This window comes from Bacillus sp. 7894-2, assembly GCF_002272225.1.
GTDB lineage: Bacteria > Bacillota > Bacilli > Bacillales > Cytobacillaceae > Cytobacillus.
In genome coordinates this window covers 1-15,326 of the sequence record NZ_NPDG01000073.1, presented here as the reverse complement: position 1 = coordinate 15,326, position 15,326 = coordinate 1, and the positions used below count along the sequence as shown (strand labels likewise).

Sequence of the window (15,326 nt, the reverse complement as noted above, 5' to 3'; positions counted from 1 at the left end):
TCAGCCATTTTATCTGCAGTGAGCCAGCGATTTTGTAAAATCAGTGCGGTCCTCCTAATGGGCCGCTTTTTTGTTTGCCTGATTTTGGTTTTAAATAAACCCCTTGTGGAATAGGGTAAAAAAGGAGGCGTTTATCATGAAGGTAATTGTAATCGGTGCCAATGGGGATGTCGGTGAGCATGTAATCAGGAAGCTCGCAGAAAGGAAGCATGAAGCTCTTGCCGTTGCGGCAAATGAAAACCAAATTGAGGATCTAATCAAGCTCGGAGCGGCACATGCAATTGTTTATGATGAGGAAAAGCTGATTCCCTATCTTCAGGCATCAGATGCCGTGATTTATTTAACAGGCGTCAATCCTAAAAAACATACAGGCAAAACCGTTATGGTCGATCACCAATCTATATCCGACATCATCCAATTGGCACAAAAATCAGGTGTCAGGAGATTTGTGATGATGAGTGCCGTTAAAGCAGAGGAAAGCGAAACAGACCCTTCCCGCAAAATAGCGGCGAAGGATCTTCCGGAGGATATGCTCAAAGCTGCCAATCTGGTATACACAGTGATCCGGATTGGCCAATTGACGGACAATCCCGGGAACGGAACCATTACCTTGTCTGAGAAAATCCATGACCGAAAGGCTGAAATACCCCGCGAGGACGCTGCTGAAGTTCTGGTAGAGTCCCTTGACAAAGAAGCGATCTTTCATTCAACCATTGAAGCAGCCTCGGGAGACACCCCTATCAGTGAAGCCCTAAGCCAGTTTTAATAGAAGGAGGATAAAATGAGTTTAACAGATTACCTTGTCATAGCATTATTCGTATTTATCTCATTGGTTATTTTTGTACCGGTCATTCTATTTATTTATTGGTATGTAAAAGATGACAGGCAGAAACAGCACTCTATATTGAGGAACTTCCCGGTAATCGGAAAGGTGCGATATTTCGCAGAAAATGTGGGGCCTGAGCTAAGACAATACCTGTTCAATAATGATACAGAAGGCAAGCCATTTTCCAGAAAGGAATACCAGGATGTTGTCAAAGCCGGCAAATACAAAGAAAGATTAATAGGCTTCGGATCGATAAGAGATTTTGACGAAGAAGGCTTTTATATACGAAATACCTTATTCCCCAAACTGGTAGATGAAATGAAAGTGGATAACACAAAGAAAATAAACACACGTGTTTATAAGGTCGATGGGGATAATCTTTTTTCCCGAAAGGAGCACAGCGAAGAAAAATTGGCTGATCCCTACTATCTTCGGGATGAGGATGCGGTCGTACTGGGAGAAAATAGCTGCCGGCAGCCATTCAGGGTTAAAGGTCTTGTCGGACAATCGGCCATGAGCTATGGATCTCTCGGTGAAAAAGCCATCACGGCCCTTTCCAAAGGGCTTGGCCTTGCAGGAGGAACCTGGATGAATACCGGTGAAGGCGGCCTGTCTCAGTATCATTTAGCCGGCAGCCCGGACATCATTATGCAAATCGGTCCTGATATGTTCGGTGTCCGAAAGGCCAATGGGGAATTCTCATGGGAAGAATTTAAAAAGAAAAGTGAAATACATGAGGTCAAGGCCTTTGAACTCAAGCTTGCACAGGGGGCAAAAACCCGCGGCGGCCATGTGGAAGGCGAAAAAGTAACCGAAGAAATCGCCAGTATCCGGCTTGTCGAAGTCGGCAAAACCATTAACAGTCCAAACCGTTTCTATGAATTTGATAATGTCCCTTCCATGTTCGATTTTATAGAGGAGCTCAGAAGTGTTGGCGGAAAGCCTGTCGGTATGAAAATTGTAGTAGGTGACCTGGATGCTCTTGAAAACATGATTTCCTATATGAAGGAGAGCGGCAAAGGCCCTGATTTCATCACAGTGGATGGCGGTGAAGGCGGAACAGGGGCGACTTATCAGGAGCTTGCAGACAGTGTGGGGCTCCCTATCCAATCCGCCCTGACAGTTGTCGATGAAATGCTGAGGGAGTATGGGGTACGGGACCGTGTGAAAATCATCGCTTCCGGTAAATTAATCACTCCTGATAAAATTGCCATTGCGCTTGCGATGGGAGCGGATCTGGTCAATATTGCCCGGGGTTTTATGATCAGCGTCGGCTGCATTATGGCCGGTGTCTGCCATACCAATCACTGCCCGGCAGGGGTGGCGACAACCGACAAAAAGCTTCAGGACGGATTAATTGTTGAGGAAAAACATTATCGTGTCTGCAACTATGTCATTTCGCTCAGAGAAGGGTTATACAATCTGGCGGCAGCGGCAGGAATTGATAACCCCACCCAGTTTGAAAGAAAACATATTGTCCATAAAGATAAATTCGGGAGAGTCTCTCCTATCGAGGATATTCTGCATGCCGCCAAACGCGCACAGCTGCAGAAGGAAAACTAAACAAATGGAAGCCCGGTCCTGAATGGTCCGGGTTTTTATAAGAAATAGGATTTACCATCCGCACCTTTTTCTGACATAAAAGCAGGACTATCGTGTTATTTTGAGGTTATCATTCGAAATCCCCCCGCAATAAAGGTATAATTTAGTTTGGTAAAAAAATAGATACCGAGAAAAAAAGTGTTTACATAAGGGAGGATTTTAGGATGGGATGGGTAATTGCCATATTATTTGGTTCAGCAGTCGTGCTGCTCATTTTATCGTTTTTAAAAACGGCGCAGTCGAAATCAAATATTGAGCAGCAAATTGATCAGGTTACTTTTACACTAAAAAATGAAATTCATGAGCTTCAGCAGCAGATCAGAAATATTGAATTGGACGCGGAGATTACGGCTAAGCAATCAGGAGCTATGAGCGGGCCATCAGATGAAAGATTGCTGCTTCGCGAAGTACTGGATATGCATAAACGCGGATATTCCAATGAAAGCATTGCATTAAAAAAACAGCTTACGCCTAACGAGGTTGATCTGATGCTCTTGCCTTATTCAGCGAACAAGGGTGAAAGGAGCATGGTTGCCCAATGACACCAAATTCCTTGCGCAGTTTTGCAGCGGGCCTTTTAGCGGCTGCCATTTTGACAGGAAGCGTTTACCTATTTGGACCTTCTGAAGCCAAGAGTACTGAAAAACCAGCGGATAAAACAGAGAAAGCGGAAAAGCTGTCAGATGAAGAAATGATTGACCTGCTGGCATCCAAAGGCTACGTCATCAACACGGAAGATGAATGGAGCAAGCAGCTTGCTGCTGCGGCAAAGTCCAGCGAGAAAAAAGAGGACAAAGCAGACAAGAAGGCCGATGACAAAACCGGCGAAAAAGTTGTTTACCGGACTATTTTAACCGTATCAATGGGCATGACCAGCATTGATGTGGGGAACGCGCTTGAAAAAGCCCATATAATTGAAAGCGGCATCCAATTCTATAAAGATGTAGAAAAACGCGGTCTTGAGAATGATCTGCGTCCCGGCACGTTTGAAATAGAAAGCGGAATGACGACGGACGAGATTATTTCCGTTATATTTAAATAAGCAAAAGCTCCTTTTCGGCTTGAAAAGGAGCTTTTTTTCTATATTTCAATCGCAAAATGATTGATTTGGCCGCACAGGAAACTTTCTGTGCGCATAACACCAAGTTATGTGCGGATAAAAAACTTACTCTTTCAAAAACCCGCGGATAGCCTCAGCCAGTTCTTCCGGCGCTTCGTACATGCTCATGTGCCCCGCATCATCAATGGTCACCTGCTTGATGTTAAATCCTTTGACTGCAAATGATTTTTCAGGAGGGACAATCCCGTCCTGTTCTCCAGCAACAATTAATACCGGCAGCTCTGTCCTTTTTAAAACATGACTGCGGTCTTCGCGCTGTTTCATTGCTTTCAGGGCAGCCTTTGCACCTTCTGCACTTGTACGATAGCCAATTTCTTTTGCCAGTTGAATTTCTTCGGGATGTTTCTCCCCTGGTGCAAAAAGCTTCGGCACCAGTCCATCTATAAAGGATTCGATTCCCTCTTTATCAATTTTACCGGCAGCGACATCCCTTCCCTTTTTCCCTTCTTCGGAATCCGGGCTCGCTGTTGAATGGATAAGGGAAAAAGACTTCAGCTTGTCCTCATATGCTTCAGCAAATGCAAGGGTTACATAGCCGCCTAATGAGTGGCCGAAAAGAGATACTTTTTCAAGACCCAGCTCATCAAGAGCCCCTTTGATTGCTTCTGCCATCCTTTCAATAGAGGGTTCGCCATCCGGCAGTCCTGACTCTCCATGCCCCGGAAGATCGGCCGCAATGACGCGAAAGTCCTCTGCCAATATTGGAATCACCCTTGCCCAGTAATCTTTGCTGCCGCAAAAACCATGCAGCAATACAAGCGGCTCCCCTTTGCCTTCATCATAGTATGAAATGACTGTTCCATTTACATCTGTTCTTTTTGCGTCCATTCTGAAAACCTCCTTTAGTTTGCCAGCAAATCCTGATATTCGCTCTTTCGGTCAAAAACAGCTTTAGCATATGAGCAGGCAGGCACAATCTTATATCCCTTGCTGCGTGCCTCCTGAACAACGCTTTCCAGAAGCTTTCCTGCAATTCCCTGTCCGCGCAGGGAGTCACTTACATATGTATGGTCTATCGTGATGACAGAATCACCGCTTGGAATATAGGTGATTTCAGCGATCATATTCCCTTTTTCATCATTCATGAAAAAACGGTTTTCTTCTTTTTGGAAATCTTTATTCATATCATTTCCTCCTGTATTTAAGATGAACTCTATTCTTTCTATCTTGCTTTCCCTGCTTTTTGGAAAGACTAAACCTTCCTTCTAATGATTTCTTCACACAAAACTCGCGCATGGTTATGAACGGGATCTTTCGCAGCATATAATAATGTAACATTCTGCTCTTTTGCCATTCTTGCCAGCTCATCTATTTTGCGGATTTTATCATCCTGTGTTCGCAGCTCTTCAAGATACTTTTCCCGAAAATCTTCAAAAAGCTCAGGCTTATGGTTAAATGCTTTTCTGAGCTCATGACTCGGCGCAGCCTCTTTTTCCCATGCTGACAAACGCGCATCTTCCTTTTTAATTCCGCGGGGCCACAGCCGGTCAACCAGCACCCGATAGCCGTCCTCTTCTTCGTATGGGTCATAAATTCTTTTAATGAAAATTCCGGTCAATTTAAGACACCCCTTGTATATCCCTTGTGATTTGCTATTATTATAAACATAAAAGACAATTTTTTCTAATTCAATCAAATGTGAGGTGCAGGAAATTTGACAGGTATTATTGCTGTGGTTATGACTTTCTCTATTCCCATCATTGCCATCATGACTGTTCATACTCAAAAACTCGCAAAGATCAAACATAATATGATAAAAGATGAAATCACCCTGGAAAAACTGAAGCAGGAAAACTTTTTGCTTGAAACCGAAAAAATGAAGATTGAACTGGAGCAAATGAAGATTGAAAGTCCTAAGGATCTGACCAAAATCATATAAGCAAAAAATCCCCGTCTTACACAGAAGGGGATTTTTGTTTTACATTTTCTTAATAATTTTCCCGGCAGTTTCTGCCCCATTTTCAATGCAGTCAGGGATGCCGACACCGTAATAAGAGCAGCCTGCAAGCCATATTCCAGGGTATTCCTGTTCCAGCCTTTTTTCAAGTGCTGCTACTGTCTCAGGGTGGGAAATCAGATAGTTTGGCATTTTTTCAGTCCAATTTGTCACTTCGCTTGCCAAAGGCTCAGCCGTTATGCCGAGGCTTTTTTCAATATCAGCCAGAGCCGTCTGCAGCAGTTCTTCTTCACCCATCTCCTTTAGAGAGGCAAAGGCCGGATGGCTGCTTTTATAAAATAACCTGACAAGCAAATTACCGCTTTTTGATGTATGCTTCCACTTGCGGCTTGTCCATGTACAGGCATTGCAGGTTAATTCATCCGTATTGGCCGTGATGAAGCCTGTCCCGTCTTCAGGCAGTTCGCTGTCTGGAATATCATAAGCAAGATAAATTGAGATCAAGGAACTGTTCTTCAACGGTTTGAACTCCGATTTCAGCTCCTCATCATCGAACAGGGTTTCAGCTGCATTATGCGGAATGCCGAGCACTACATGATCAGCCTCCAGGCTATCGCCATTTGAGAAATCAACCATATATCCACGATCCGATTTTTCTATTTTAACAGCCTGTGTGTTTTTAAAGATTTCTGTTTCGTCCAATCTTTCCTCATAAGCATCAATTAATGCATCCAGGCCCTTTTTAAAGGAAAGAAACTTCTTTCCTCCGCCGCTCTGGAACACCTTTTTATTTTCCTCGAAACCTCTTATGATGCTGCCGTATTTTTCTTTATAATCAAACACCTGCGGAAGAGTCGAAGCAATGGTTAAGTCACTGAGATTCCCGGAGTATACTCCCGATAGAACAGGCGCTATTTGTTTTTCCACCAGTTCTTTTCCAAAGAAATGCTCAAGGAAATCGCCGATCGAATCATTCTTTGTAAAGCGGTCATTTTGCGTATAAAAATCCTTCAGGGCTTCAACCTTTCCTTCTGCTGAAACAAGCGTGGATTTGGCAAGAGATTCAACACTGGCCGGAATCCCAAATACAGCATCTGCCGGGATCAGCTTCAGTTCGCCGTCAGTGTAAATATACGACCGTCCCGCCGCATTGTACACAACCTCTTCTTCCAAACCGAGCTCCTGGATAAAAGTTATCGCATCCGCTTTGCGGGCAACAATCGAATCAGCTCCCGCCTCGATCGTGAAGCCGCCTTCTCTTACTGTGCGGATTTTTCCGCCAAGCTGTTCTGATGATTCTGCCAGCACCAGCCGTATATCCTGATCATTTTCTTTTTTCCACTTATTCAGCTCATACATGGCGGACAACCCTGTTACACCGCCGCCTATGACTAATACTGTTTTCACTTGTATGCACCTCAGTTTACATCCAATTCATTATATAAAGTGTACCACATCCTGTAGAGATGAAAGTATGTGAGGGTTTGTCCATTTTTCAAAAAAAACCATTATTATTTCCTGAACCAATTCGCATGCTCATCCATATGCAAAAAAGGAATATCCGTATCCACTTCACCAGTGATTCTATTCATTTCAATATCCTCGCCTTGGAGCCATCTTTTGAAGTCAAAAACAACCGGTTCCCTGTCGCCGCCGAGCGCAAACCAGGCTTTCATCTCCCGCGGCAGATAGGCTGATGTATGAATGGTCCCGGCCCAGCTTCCATAAAGATCTGAAAAGACACCTTTATCACTATCATTCAGAAGGCGGAATGCATCATGTGCATCCAGTCGCCCATCCTGACGGCTTTTCATGACATCCAGCCTTCGCATGCTGTCAGCCAGATGGTTGCGGTTTTCATCCTGCATGATTTCAAAATGGTTTGTACAGGCAGTCGTCTGGCGGACCTCTACACCTCTCGGAGACGTTTCCACTGCATATGTCTCTCCGCCTGCGTCATACACCACGTATGTAAAGGAATGGCGGTGCGGTATTTCCTTCAGCATATCAACCGCTTCTTTGACATTTGCACATGCCTCCAAAATCAGGCGTCCGATCATGCAGCAGATAAAGCCATCAGCAGGCTTTTTACGGTTCATGAAATTATACCCGATGGCGAGTCCTTTTTCATTCATGCCATCCATCCGGCCAGTCACCCTCTGGCTGGGGCCCATAATCGCATAGCCCTGATCGGTTGGCTGATAAAAAGTATAGCGTCCCTCATAGGTTTTTGGATGGTAATCATAATTGCGGATCAGGTAATCAGCCCCTGTCAGGATGGAACAGCCTGAGCGGACATAATCGAGGCGATATCCGCCAAACTCCTGTAACACCCGCTCCATCGGCCATTGCAATGCTTCCTGCAGCCCAAGCAGTTCATCCCAGATTCCGGGCGCAAACCTCTTAATGGCATTTTTCACTTCAGCTTCATTTATTGAAAAACGCGGCTTCCGTACCTTCCATTGATCCTCCCGATTCCTAACAGAAAGAGAATCCTTTATTCGCTCTCCCTGCATAAAGCCAAAATCAAAGTGAGTGCCGCGGAATTGAATAATATCACTATAAATCTTTTTCAAAGCAGATCCCTCTTCTATTCGTTTCTTTTTTTTAGAATAAAGGAAGGCTGCATGAAATTCCAGCGGAGGGATTTATGAAATTCTAAATCTCTTTCATTTTAATACTATAAAACCTCATACTTTTCGGAATTCCTTTTATCGCAAATATTCCGTTATAAATCAGGGATCTTACTCTATACTCAGCAAAGCCATCACCAATTGGCTCATCCAGATGCCCTATCACTTCCCCGATTAATCTGGCCGATTTGATAAAGCCCTTGTTGGTTTTATGAATTTTTTTGGCTGACTCGATGATATAGTCATCAAAATAACTCTCTTGCACACTATGTATTTCATTCTCTTCCCATATGCGCAGTACTTCCTTTGTCATGGAGAGCACCTGCCAATCCGATACAAACCTGTTTCTTTCTTCTGCAGATAAGGGGCTTCCCATGTTTTTATCCAATATGACCTTCAGTTTTTCCGGAGCTGCTTCACCTGAGTGCCTTAAAAGGACTTGATTCTTTTTCGCAGGAAAAAGCTCCTTATATGACTGAGCAGTATTAATAACATGCACATTATTATCTTTCTTTCTTAATAAGTGCAGGAAATACCGCAAACCGGTTTGTTCATCGGCGTTATCAGCGGTCCAGATTACGATCGGCTTTCCCGCAGGAATGGCATCAATCTCCTCAAGTGCTGAAGCTATTTTTCTTTCATATTCCTTTTCCAGATAATCATCATGCATATTAATGTGATCCATGAGCCATTCGAATCGCTGATTTCTCCCCTCCTCTTCATCCATCCTCCAGAGAGGTCCATTGCTGAAGAAGTCAGGAAAGCCAATGACTTTATTGTCTTTACTAAGCCCTACCTTCAAAGATCCTGCCGGTGATTCCCCGCACACAATGTGGTATGTTTCATATTCCCGCTCCAATTTCCTCTCCTGAGAATAAAAAATTATCTTTTTTTGAATATCATTGAGCAGTTCCATGATCTCTTCCTGAGAATCAGCGCTGTTTTTTAATAAGTGAACCCGAAGCAATATATGAAATAAATAGCTCTTTGCGCCACGCTCCGGGAGTTTCTCAATTGCTTCCCGCAATTCGTCCAACATTATAATCATCCTTTGTAAATGAATTGGAAATCTATCTTTCCTACGAATGAACCTTAATGCCTGTTTCATAAAAAGCTGATTTGTTGAAAAAAGAATTTAAATCGCCTAAGATTAAATCGTACACGATTCAAAATAGGAGGTATCCCAATGACAACGGTTTATGATTTTGAAGTCAAGAAAACGAATGGTGAATTGAAATCTCTGAAAGAATACGAAGGAAAGCCTCTAATTATCGTAAACACAGCAAGCAAATGCGGATTGACGCCCCAATTTAAAGGGCTGCAGGAGCTCTATGAAAAGTATCAAGACAAGGGCCTTGAAATTCTTGGATTCCCTTGTGATCAGTTCAATAACCAGGAATTCGATAATATTGAAGAAACCACTGAGTTTTGTCAGCTCAATTATGGTGTGTCTTTCCCGATGTTCGCAAAAATTGATGTAAATGGCGACAATGCGGATCCATTGTTTGCTTACTTGAAAGAACAGAAAAAGGGCATTCTGTCCAAAAACATTAAGTGGAACTTTACCAAATTCCTCGTGGACCGCAGCGGCCAGGTTATAGAACGCTATGCGCCAACAACAGAGCCGGGAAAAATTGAGGATGATTTGACGAAGTTATTGTAATGCCGGAATCAGGTGATGATGTGAAAGATTTTTTTACACTGGATAAACAGCTTTGTTTTGCTGTTTATGAAACAGCAGGCGAATTTACCAAACTCTATACAAGTGCTCTTCAGCCATTCGGCTTAACCTACCCGCAGTATCTGGTTCTTCTGGCCCTTTGGGGAAAAGATGGCATGACAGCCAAAGATCTTGGAGAAAGACTGAATCTTGGCACCGGGACACTTACCCCGATGATCTCAAGGATGATTTCTAACGGATGGCTTCGCAAAGAACGCTCCAAAGCGGATGAACGCAAGGTGTTTATTTTCCTAGAGGAAAAAGCACACAACGAAAAACAGGATATCACCAAAAGTGTTGGAGAGGCCATTCAGACGTGCAGCATTGAACTCGAAGAATATGAAGAACTTATGAAGCTTCTCGGAAACTTGAGAATGAAGCTAAGGAGCAGAGTATCCCGCTGATGCGGGGTACTCTTTTCAAAGTTCCGTGTTTAATCCCTCCAAAAATAGCCATATTAAGGATAGCTAATATAGAAGGGAGCAAGCAAAATGGAGTATTTACCAAGAGAGCAAGTTGTAAATTCACTGCAGGAGCCATTTCAGTCCTATTTAGACAAATATGGAATCGACGATATTGGCATTTTCGAGGAAGAAGGCCAGGATCAGCACTGCTATATGGGATACACAGTGAAAAAAGCAGGGAAAACGTATCATGTGCATAGCCCATTCCTTAAAGATGGGAATGGAGGATTATCACCTGAAAGAAATGAGTGGACCATTGAATCGGATGAACCTAATGGTGCTGATAGAAGCGGATTTAACAGTATAGAACAAGCACTTCAGGAATTATAAAGATTGTTACGATTGAACTGTATTAATAGTAGAATATTTCGTCTATAATGGAATTGTATTTAAAGGAAGGAGTGGACGGGTTGGCTGTTAATGCGTATTTAAATTTTAATGGTAATACACGGGAAGCTATTGAGTTTTATGTAAAGGCATTTGAACTGGAAATGCCTGAGATTACAACTTTTGGTGATGCTCCGCAGAATCCTGAATATCCTCTGCCGGAGGAAGCCAAAAATCTGGTCATGCATTCAAGCCTTACTATTTGCGGCAGTACTGTCATGTTTTCAGATACGTTTCCAGGTATGCCATTTACAGTAGGAAATAACATTAATCTCGCAGTTGTCATTAATGATGTGGATAACATGAGAAAGTATTTTAACAATCTGGCAGATGGCGGTAATGTAACCATGGAGCTGCAGGAAACATTCTGGAGCAAGAGCTTTGGCCAGTTAACAGATAAATTCGGGGTTAACTGGATGTTCAGCCACGAAAGCGAATAACATACATAGTTAATAATGGAGGCATGCAGCCTCCATTTTTTTATTCATTCAGTAAATGATGGAGCATTCGATTCTTATCATCGAAAAATTGCTTCATAATGCGGTAATGATTCGTTTCTTCCAGCTTCTTTTCCGCGATGCCGTCATCAGTGAATTCATATATGGCAGCATCAGGATAGGCCATAATGATCGGAGAATGGGTAGCGATAATAAATTGTGAATGGTCGCCTACCAAATCATGAATCCTTGTCAGCATGGACATTTGCCTCAATGGTGAAAGTGCCGCCTCCGGCTCATCCAGAATGTAAATTCCGCTGCCTCGAAAGCGATGAAGAAAGGTGGAGAAAAATGCTTCCCCATGCGACTGCTCATGTAAAGAACGGCCGCCAAAGGAGTCAATCACTTTTGGTCCGCCGCCTTCCCTGTCCATTTCTTCAATATTGGAAGCAACATTATAGAAGCTCTCTGCCCTTAAGAAAAAACCATCAGACGGCCTATCTACGCCTTTTATTACCTTTAAATATTCGCCCAGCATGGAATGTGAATCAAAGGTAGAAAAATTAAAATTGAATGATCCGCCTTCCGCATTGAACCCTAACGCAACCGCAACTGCCTCCAGCAGGGTCGACTTCCCCATCCCATTCTCGCCGATCAGAAAGGTGACTTTCGGGTGAAAAGCCATCTCATCCAGTGTTTTCAGGCTCGGAAGGCTGAAGGGATACTGATGGAAGGATGGTATATCTTCTCTTTTAAGCCTAATGCCTCTTACGTATGGTGAACTTAATAGATCCATATAAATACCTCATCTATTTTATAATCAGCTATTTGCCATCAGGGCTGAAGCCCGCCTTGGATACACCTAATTGAATGGGTGCATCTTGAAATTCCTGCTCCAGCATTTTAAGAACCACTTTATATGCAGACGGATTATACCATTTCTCCAAACCAAGCTCATCAAAAATCTTGCGGATTCCCAGTCTTTCGGTCCTTCTTCCTCCGCTTCCATCCCCCATCCAAAAATCGTCAATCGTCACACGGTTTGCAATAGATTTTAGTTTTGCCGGGAATTCCCGCGAGCATGGAAGTAACGGGGCCAGTGTTGCCTGAGTTATGATTCCTGCATCTTTGATGTCTTTTAGCGCAGCCATTCTTGCCGGGATGGGAGGTGCCGCTGGTGCAAATGCCTTTCTGACCTCTTCTTTGTCTGTCTCGATTGTCATAGAAATTCTGACTCTATCTCTGAATTGCTGGAATAAATCGATATCCCGCTTCACCAGTGGGGAACGGGTTTGTACATGTAAAAAATCAGGCTGATTTTCAAGCATAACTTCCAATAAACTTCTGGTCAGTTTTGAGGTATATTCAATCGGCTGGTAAGGATCAGTGGAAGAGGACATAAATAAAGCAACTTTTCCCCTTTTTTTAGCTTTAGCCAATTCTTTCTCCAAAAGCTCGGCCGCATTTGATTTTATATCAATCCAAGCACCCCATTCCTCTTCACGGAAAATGGAAACAGGGAGTTCCCTTACGTAGCAATATTTACAGCCAAAAGCACAGCCCGCATATGGGTTCATTGAATGAGTAAAATTGTCTATCGCACCTTTGGCAGGTGTTAAAATACTTTTTGATACGATTTCTTTAAGCTGTATATTCAAGTCAATCACCAAATCGAATGTATGTTCTGTTTTAAAAGTAACACTGTGATCTCCTGATGTCAACAATAAGCAGTCAATCTCCTGTATCATTACAGGATGAGAATTGCCGCCTTTTTAAATTATATGAAGATATCCTTTTTTAAAATTACGCTTCCTGCTTAAATAACACTAAGCCTGACCCATTAATTGGGCCAGGCTTTACCTTTTTATTTCTTCATATTATGTTCCGCAATACGTGCGGTAGGGCATGCCGGATGAATCCGGCAGTTTGCAGTATTCTTCCTGATCTTCCCTATAAGCATAAGGATTCTCCAGCGCTGCAAGAAGCTTTTTCATCACGCTGTAATCTCCATTGTTAACAGCTGCTTCCAGAGCTTCTTCCACCCGGTGGTTTCGCGGGATGATGGCCGGGTTGCTGGCCCTCATTAACTGATTTACTTCTTCTTTCGTTTCCTTCTGCCTGGTCAGCCTTTCCTGCCACTGACCATGCCAGCCGGCAAATTCCTGATCATTGCCTAACACAGTGTTCTCAAGGTCTCCCAGTGTTAAGGCACGGAATGTGTTCGTATAATCGGCTTCAGACTTCTGCATAATCTTTAGTAGTCCGGTAAAAAGGGCTTCATCTTCTGCTTCTTCATTAAAAATCCCAAGCTTTGCCCTCATGCCGGCAAGCCAATGGTCCTGATACATTTTATTGTATTCTGAAATGGCGCCCTGAGCTATACTAACAGCTTCCTCTTCCTCTTCATGCAGCAGAGGCAAAAGGGTTTCCGCAAACCTCGCCAGATTCCAGCCGCCAATATACGGCTGATTTCCATAAGCATAACGGCCTTCCCTGTCAATGGAACTGAAGACAGTTGCCAGATCATACTTATCCATAAAGGCGCACGGACCATAATCAATCGTTTCCCCGCTGATTGCCATGTTGTCGGTGTTCATGACTCCATGGATGAAGCCAATATGCTGCCATTTCGCAATAAGTTCAGCCTGCTTCTGGATCACCTTCTGCAGGAGAGCAAGGTAAGGATTGTCATCTTGTTTTATTTCCGGATAATGGCGCTGAATCGTGTAATCTGCCAAGGTTCTAAGCTCCTCAACCGGTCTCCAATTTGCAGCATATTGAAAAGTACCCACCCGTATATGGCTATCCGCCACTCTTGTCAGAACCGCACCCGGAAGCATGGTTTCCCGTATTATGGCTTCCCCTGTTGTTACAACCGCCAGACTGCGGGTCGTGGGAATTCCAAGGGCATGCATGGCTTCACTGATAATGTACTCCCGGAGCATCGGGCCCAGAGCCGCCCGCCCATCGCCGCCGCGCGAAAATGGAGTTCTGCCGGAGCCTTTCAGCTGAATGTCAACTCGTTTATCCTCAGGGGTAATCTGCTCGCCGATCAGCATTGCCCGGCCATCCCCAAGCATATTAAAATGTCCAAACTGATGTCCTGCATAAGCTTGAGCAAGAGGTTCAGCTTCTTCTGGAACTTGAGAGCCTGAAAGGACCTCAATGCCTGTTTCACTTGTCAATGCATCAACATTTAATCCCAGAGATTTCGCCAGTTCCCCGTTAAGGATCACCAGCTCAGGGGATTGTACAGGGTTGGGCTTCATTTTTGAGAAGAATGTCTGCGGGAGCCGCGTATAGCTATTATCAAAATTCCATCCGATTTCATTGCTAATTGTCATCATAACTCCTTCCTTGCCTTCTTGGTTTTATAGTCATTTTCCTTTATTATACCCTTTCTTGTAAAACATAGCGGGCATCTTTTTGTATGTAAAAAAACCTGACAGCCGGGATTTTCATCCTCCGGCGGTCAGGCTTTCTCATGCTTATGCATCCTGCTCAAACGTTTTACAGGCTGTTTCCTCTATTTCATCCGCTTCCCGGCCATTCTGGCCAATCACATAAATAGAGTCAGCTACACATTTATCACCTTCAGCCCAGTACTTACAGTTTTCCACGTTACACAAAACTTCTACTTCCATTTTTGGCCACCTCCTTTTGGTTTAGTGATTATATACCCCTTTTTCGGATCGTTAACCATATGGGTTAATGTTCCAAATTGAGCGAAATGGCCTTGGAGGGAGTTAGTCTGAGAGGATTAGGCTTCTGAGTTTCTTTGTCATTTGCGGTGAAGTCTGGTAAATATCTTCATTGGTAATATACATGAAGGCGCTCTTTTCATTATCCTCGCCGAGCCATATATGAATGCCGTGAGAAGGAAGAGCTCCTTTGTATTCTACTGCTATATCATACTGAGGTTTACTGATATCTGCATTGCCTGACTGTTTGACAGCAGTTTTTATTGCTTTTTCAAATACAGCGATCGATTTTCTGTCCTTGAAAGAAATAAAGCTTTCTTCATTTATTCCGCCTAAACCCTCTGATTTTGAAACTTTGATTTCTCTGATTTCTTCATCCAGCAGAACCATTGTTTCAGCTGATTGACAGCCTGTTATGATTGCAAAAGAAAATACCATAAAAATGTATAATAAAGCTTTCATCAGCACCCCTCCAATTTAAGATTTTTGTTTTTTCGTATAAATTGTTGTTTTCACTTATCGATTTTGTCCGTTGATTT

20 protein-coding genes are annotated in these 15,326 nt (G+C 43.4%); 9 read left to right on the top strand and 11 right to left on the bottom strand.

Annotation, left to right across the window (positions count from 1 at the left end):
- Positions 1-136 precede the first annotated feature (136 nt).
- The 4 genes from CHI10_RS11655 (at position 137) to CHI10_RS11640 (ending at position 3,470) form a co-directional block, all read left to right on the top strand.
- Positions 137-766 (top strand): NAD(P)H-binding protein, encoded by a 630-nt coding sequence (locus CHI10_RS11655; protein ID WP_095244453.1) that lies wholly within the window; start codon positions 137-139, stop codon positions 764-766.
- Between the two features lie 15 nt (positions 767-781).
- Positions 782-2,389 carry an FMN-binding glutamate synthase family protein gene (locus CHI10_RS11650; protein ID WP_095244452.1) on the top strand — a complete coding sequence of 536 codons (1,608 nt, stop codon included), beginning with the start codon at positions 782-784 and terminating at the stop codon, positions 2,387-2,389.
- 203 nt (positions 2,390-2,592) lie between these two features.
- Positions 2,593-2,970 carry a hypothetical protein gene (locus CHI10_RS11645; protein WP_095244451.1) on the top strand — a complete coding sequence of 126 codons (378 nt, stop codon included), beginning with the start codon at positions 2,593-2,595 and terminating at the stop codon, positions 2,968-2,970.
- Positions 2,967-3,470, top strand: coding sequence for a hypothetical protein (locus CHI10_RS11640; protein ID WP_095244450.1), 504 nt, complete (start codon positions 2,967-2,969; stop codon positions 3,468-3,470). Before CHI10_RS11645 ends, CHI10_RS11640 begins: the two co-directional genes overlap by 4 nt.
- Positions 3,471-3,593: 123 nt before the next feature.
- On the opposite strand, the gene CHI10_RS11635 is transcribed toward CHI10_RS11640, so the two are convergent.
- From CHI10_RS11635 to CHI10_RS11625, 3 genes are all read right to left on the bottom strand, one after another.
- The gene (locus CHI10_RS11635; protein WP_095244449.1) at positions 3,594-4,376 is read right to left on the bottom strand and encodes an alpha/beta fold hydrolase; all 783 of its coding nucleotides are present in this window, start codon (positions 4,374-4,376) and stop codon (positions 3,594-3,596) included.
- A 14-nt stretch (positions 4,377-4,390) separates the two neighbouring features.
- Positions 4,391-4,672, bottom strand: a complete 282-nt coding sequence (locus tag CHI10_RS11630; RefSeq protein WP_095244448.1) for a GNAT family N-acetyltransferase — start codon at positions 4,670-4,672, stop codon at positions 4,391-4,393.
- 68 nt (positions 4,673-4,740) lie between these two features.
- Positions 4,741-5,106, bottom strand: a complete 366-nt coding sequence (locus CHI10_RS11625; protein ID WP_095244447.1) for a DUF488 domain-containing protein — start codon at positions 5,104-5,106, stop codon at positions 4,741-4,743.
- 96 nt (positions 5,107-5,202) lie between these two features.
- On the opposite strand from CHI10_RS11625, the gene CHI10_RS11620 reads away from it, so the two are divergent.
- Positions 5,203-5,427: a hypothetical protein gene (locus tag CHI10_RS11620; RefSeq protein ID WP_095244446.1), complete on the top strand. Its 225-nt coding sequence runs from the start codon at positions 5,203-5,205 to the stop codon at positions 5,425-5,427.
- Between the two features lie 39 nt (positions 5,428-5,466).
- Here CHI10_RS11620 and hemG read toward each other — a convergent pair whose 3' ends face one another.
- The 3 genes from hemG to CHI10_RS11605 form a co-directional block, all read right to left on the bottom strand.
- Complete coding sequence (hemG, locus tag CHI10_RS11615) at positions 5,467-6,852, bottom strand: protoporphyrinogen oxidase (RefSeq protein ID WP_095244445.1); 1,386 nt, start codon at positions 6,850-6,852, stop codon at positions 5,467-5,469.
- Positions 6,853-6,956: 104 nt separating this feature from the next.
- The gene (locus CHI10_RS11610; RefSeq protein ID WP_095244444.1) at positions 6,957-8,021 is read right to left on the bottom strand and encodes a C45 family autoproteolytic acyltransferase/hydrolase; all 1,065 of its coding nucleotides are present in this window, start codon (positions 8,019-8,021) and stop codon (positions 6,957-6,959) included.
- A gap of 82 nt (positions 8,022-8,103) precedes the next feature.
- Complete coding sequence (locus CHI10_RS11605; RefSeq protein ID WP_095244443.1) at positions 8,104-9,117, bottom strand: DUF1835 domain-containing protein; 1,014 nt, start codon at positions 9,115-9,117, stop codon at positions 8,104-8,106.
- A gap of 147 nt (positions 9,118-9,264) precedes the next feature.
- Between CHI10_RS11605 and CHI10_RS11600 the strand changes: the two genes are divergently transcribed.
- From CHI10_RS11600 to CHI10_RS11585, 4 genes are all read left to right on the top strand, one after another.
- Positions 9,265-9,741: a glutathione peroxidase gene (locus tag CHI10_RS11600; RefSeq protein ID WP_095244442.1), complete on the top strand. Its 477-nt coding sequence runs from the start codon at positions 9,265-9,267 to the stop codon at positions 9,739-9,741.
- Positions 9,741-10,202, top strand: a complete 462-nt coding sequence (locus CHI10_RS11595; protein WP_286137317.1) for a MarR family winged helix-turn-helix transcriptional regulator — start codon at positions 9,741-9,743, stop codon at positions 10,200-10,202. The genes CHI10_RS11600 and CHI10_RS11595 overlap by 1 nt, the downstream gene beginning before the upstream one ends.
- Before the next feature lie 87 nt (positions 10,203-10,289).
- Positions 10,290-10,592 (top strand): DUF5634 family protein, encoded by a 303-nt coding sequence (locus CHI10_RS11590; protein WP_095244441.1) that lies wholly within the window; start codon positions 10,290-10,292, stop codon positions 10,590-10,592.
- A gap of 80 nt (positions 10,593-10,672) precedes the next feature.
- Positions 10,673-11,089 (top strand): VOC family protein, encoded by a 417-nt coding sequence (locus CHI10_RS11585; RefSeq protein ID WP_095244440.1) that lies wholly within the window; start codon positions 10,673-10,675, stop codon positions 11,087-11,089.
- A 40-nt stretch (positions 11,090-11,129) separates the two neighbouring features.
- On the opposite strand, the gene CHI10_RS11580 is transcribed toward CHI10_RS11585, so the two are convergent.
- The 5 genes from CHI10_RS11580 to CHI10_RS11560 all read right to left on the bottom strand — a co-directional run bounded on the left by CHI10_RS11580 (position 11,130) and on the right by CHI10_RS11560 (position 15,249).
- The gene (locus tag CHI10_RS11580; protein WP_095244439.1) at positions 11,130-11,882 is read right to left on the bottom strand and encodes an AAA family ATPase; all 753 of its coding nucleotides are present in this window, start codon (positions 11,880-11,882) and stop codon (positions 11,130-11,132) included.
- Between the two features lie 28 nt (positions 11,883-11,910).
- On the bottom strand, positions 11,911-12,753 hold the full coding sequence (locus CHI10_RS11575) for an SPL family radical SAM protein (protein ID WP_095244454.1): 843 nt from the start codon (positions 12,751-12,753) through the stop codon (positions 11,911-11,913).
- Between the two features lie 210 nt (positions 12,754-12,963).
- Positions 12,964-14,430: a protein adenylyltransferase SelO gene (locus CHI10_RS11570; protein ID WP_095244438.1), complete on the bottom strand. Its 1,467-nt coding sequence runs from the start codon at positions 14,428-14,430 to the stop codon at positions 12,964-12,966.
- A 144-nt stretch (positions 14,431-14,574) separates the two neighbouring features.
- Positions 14,575-14,730 (bottom strand): DUF1540 domain-containing protein, encoded by a 156-nt coding sequence (locus tag CHI10_RS11565; protein WP_076260238.1) that lies wholly within the window; start codon positions 14,728-14,730, stop codon positions 14,575-14,577.
- A gap of 102 nt (positions 14,731-14,832) precedes the next feature.
- Positions 14,833-15,249: a YhfM domain-containing protein gene (locus tag CHI10_RS11560; RefSeq protein ID WP_095244437.1), complete on the bottom strand. Its 417-nt coding sequence runs from the start codon at positions 15,247-15,249 to the stop codon at positions 14,833-14,835.
- Positions 15,250-15,326: the final 77 nt, after the last annotated feature.

Bases quoted from the DNA above. Each gene is read 5' to 3' on its own strand.
- CHI10_RS11655 (WP_095244453.1), top strand. From the start codon at position 137: ATGAAGGTAATTGTAATCGGTGCCAATGGGGATGTCGGTGAGCATGTA.
- CHI10_RS11650 (WP_095244452.1), top strand. From the start codon at position 782: ATGAGTTTAACAGATTACCTTGTCATAGCATTATTCGTATTTATCTCA.
- CHI10_RS11645 (WP_095244451.1), top strand. From the start codon at position 2,593: ATGGGATGGGTAATTGCCATATTATTTGGTTCAGCAGTCGTGCTGCTC.
- CHI10_RS11640 (WP_095244450.1), top strand. From the start codon at position 2,967: ATGACACCAAATTCCTTGCGCAGTTTTGCAGCGGGCCTTTTAGCGGCT.
- CHI10_RS11635 (WP_095244449.1), bottom strand. From the start codon at position 4,376: ATGGACGCAAAAAGAACAGATGTAAATGGAACAGTCATTTCATACTAT.
- CHI10_RS11630 (WP_095244448.1), bottom strand. From the start codon at position 4,672: ATGAATAAAGATTTCCAAAAAGAAGAAAACCGTTTTTTCATGAATGAT.
- CHI10_RS11605 (WP_095244443.1), bottom strand. From the start codon at position 9,117: ATGTTGGACGAATTGCGGGAAGCAATTGAGAAACTCCCGGAGCGTGGC.
- CHI10_RS11600 (WP_095244442.1), top strand. From the start codon at position 9,265: ATGACAACGGTTTATGATTTTGAAGTCAAGAAAACGAATGGTGAATTG.
- CHI10_RS11595 (WP_286137317.1), top strand. From the start codon at position 9,741: ATGCCGGAATCAGGTGATGATGTGAAAGATTTTTTTACACTGGATAAA.
- CHI10_RS11590 (WP_095244441.1), top strand. From the start codon at position 10,290: ATGGAGTATTTACCAAGAGAGCAAGTTGTAAATTCACTGCAGGAGCCA.
- CHI10_RS11580 (WP_095244439.1), bottom strand. From the start codon at position 11,882: ATGGATCTATTAAGTTCACCATACGTAAGAGGCATTAGGCTTAAAAGA.
- CHI10_RS11570 (WP_095244438.1), bottom strand. From the start codon at position 14,430: ATGACAATTAGCAATGAAATCGGATGGAATTTTGATAATAGCTATACG.
- CHI10_RS11565 (WP_076260238.1), bottom strand. From the start codon at position 14,730: ATGGAAGTAGAAGTTTTGTGTAACGTGGAAAACTGTAAGTACTGGGCT.
- CHI10_RS11560 (WP_095244437.1), bottom strand. From the start codon at position 15,249: ATGAAAGCTTTATTATACATTTTTATGGTATTTTCTTTTGCAATCATA.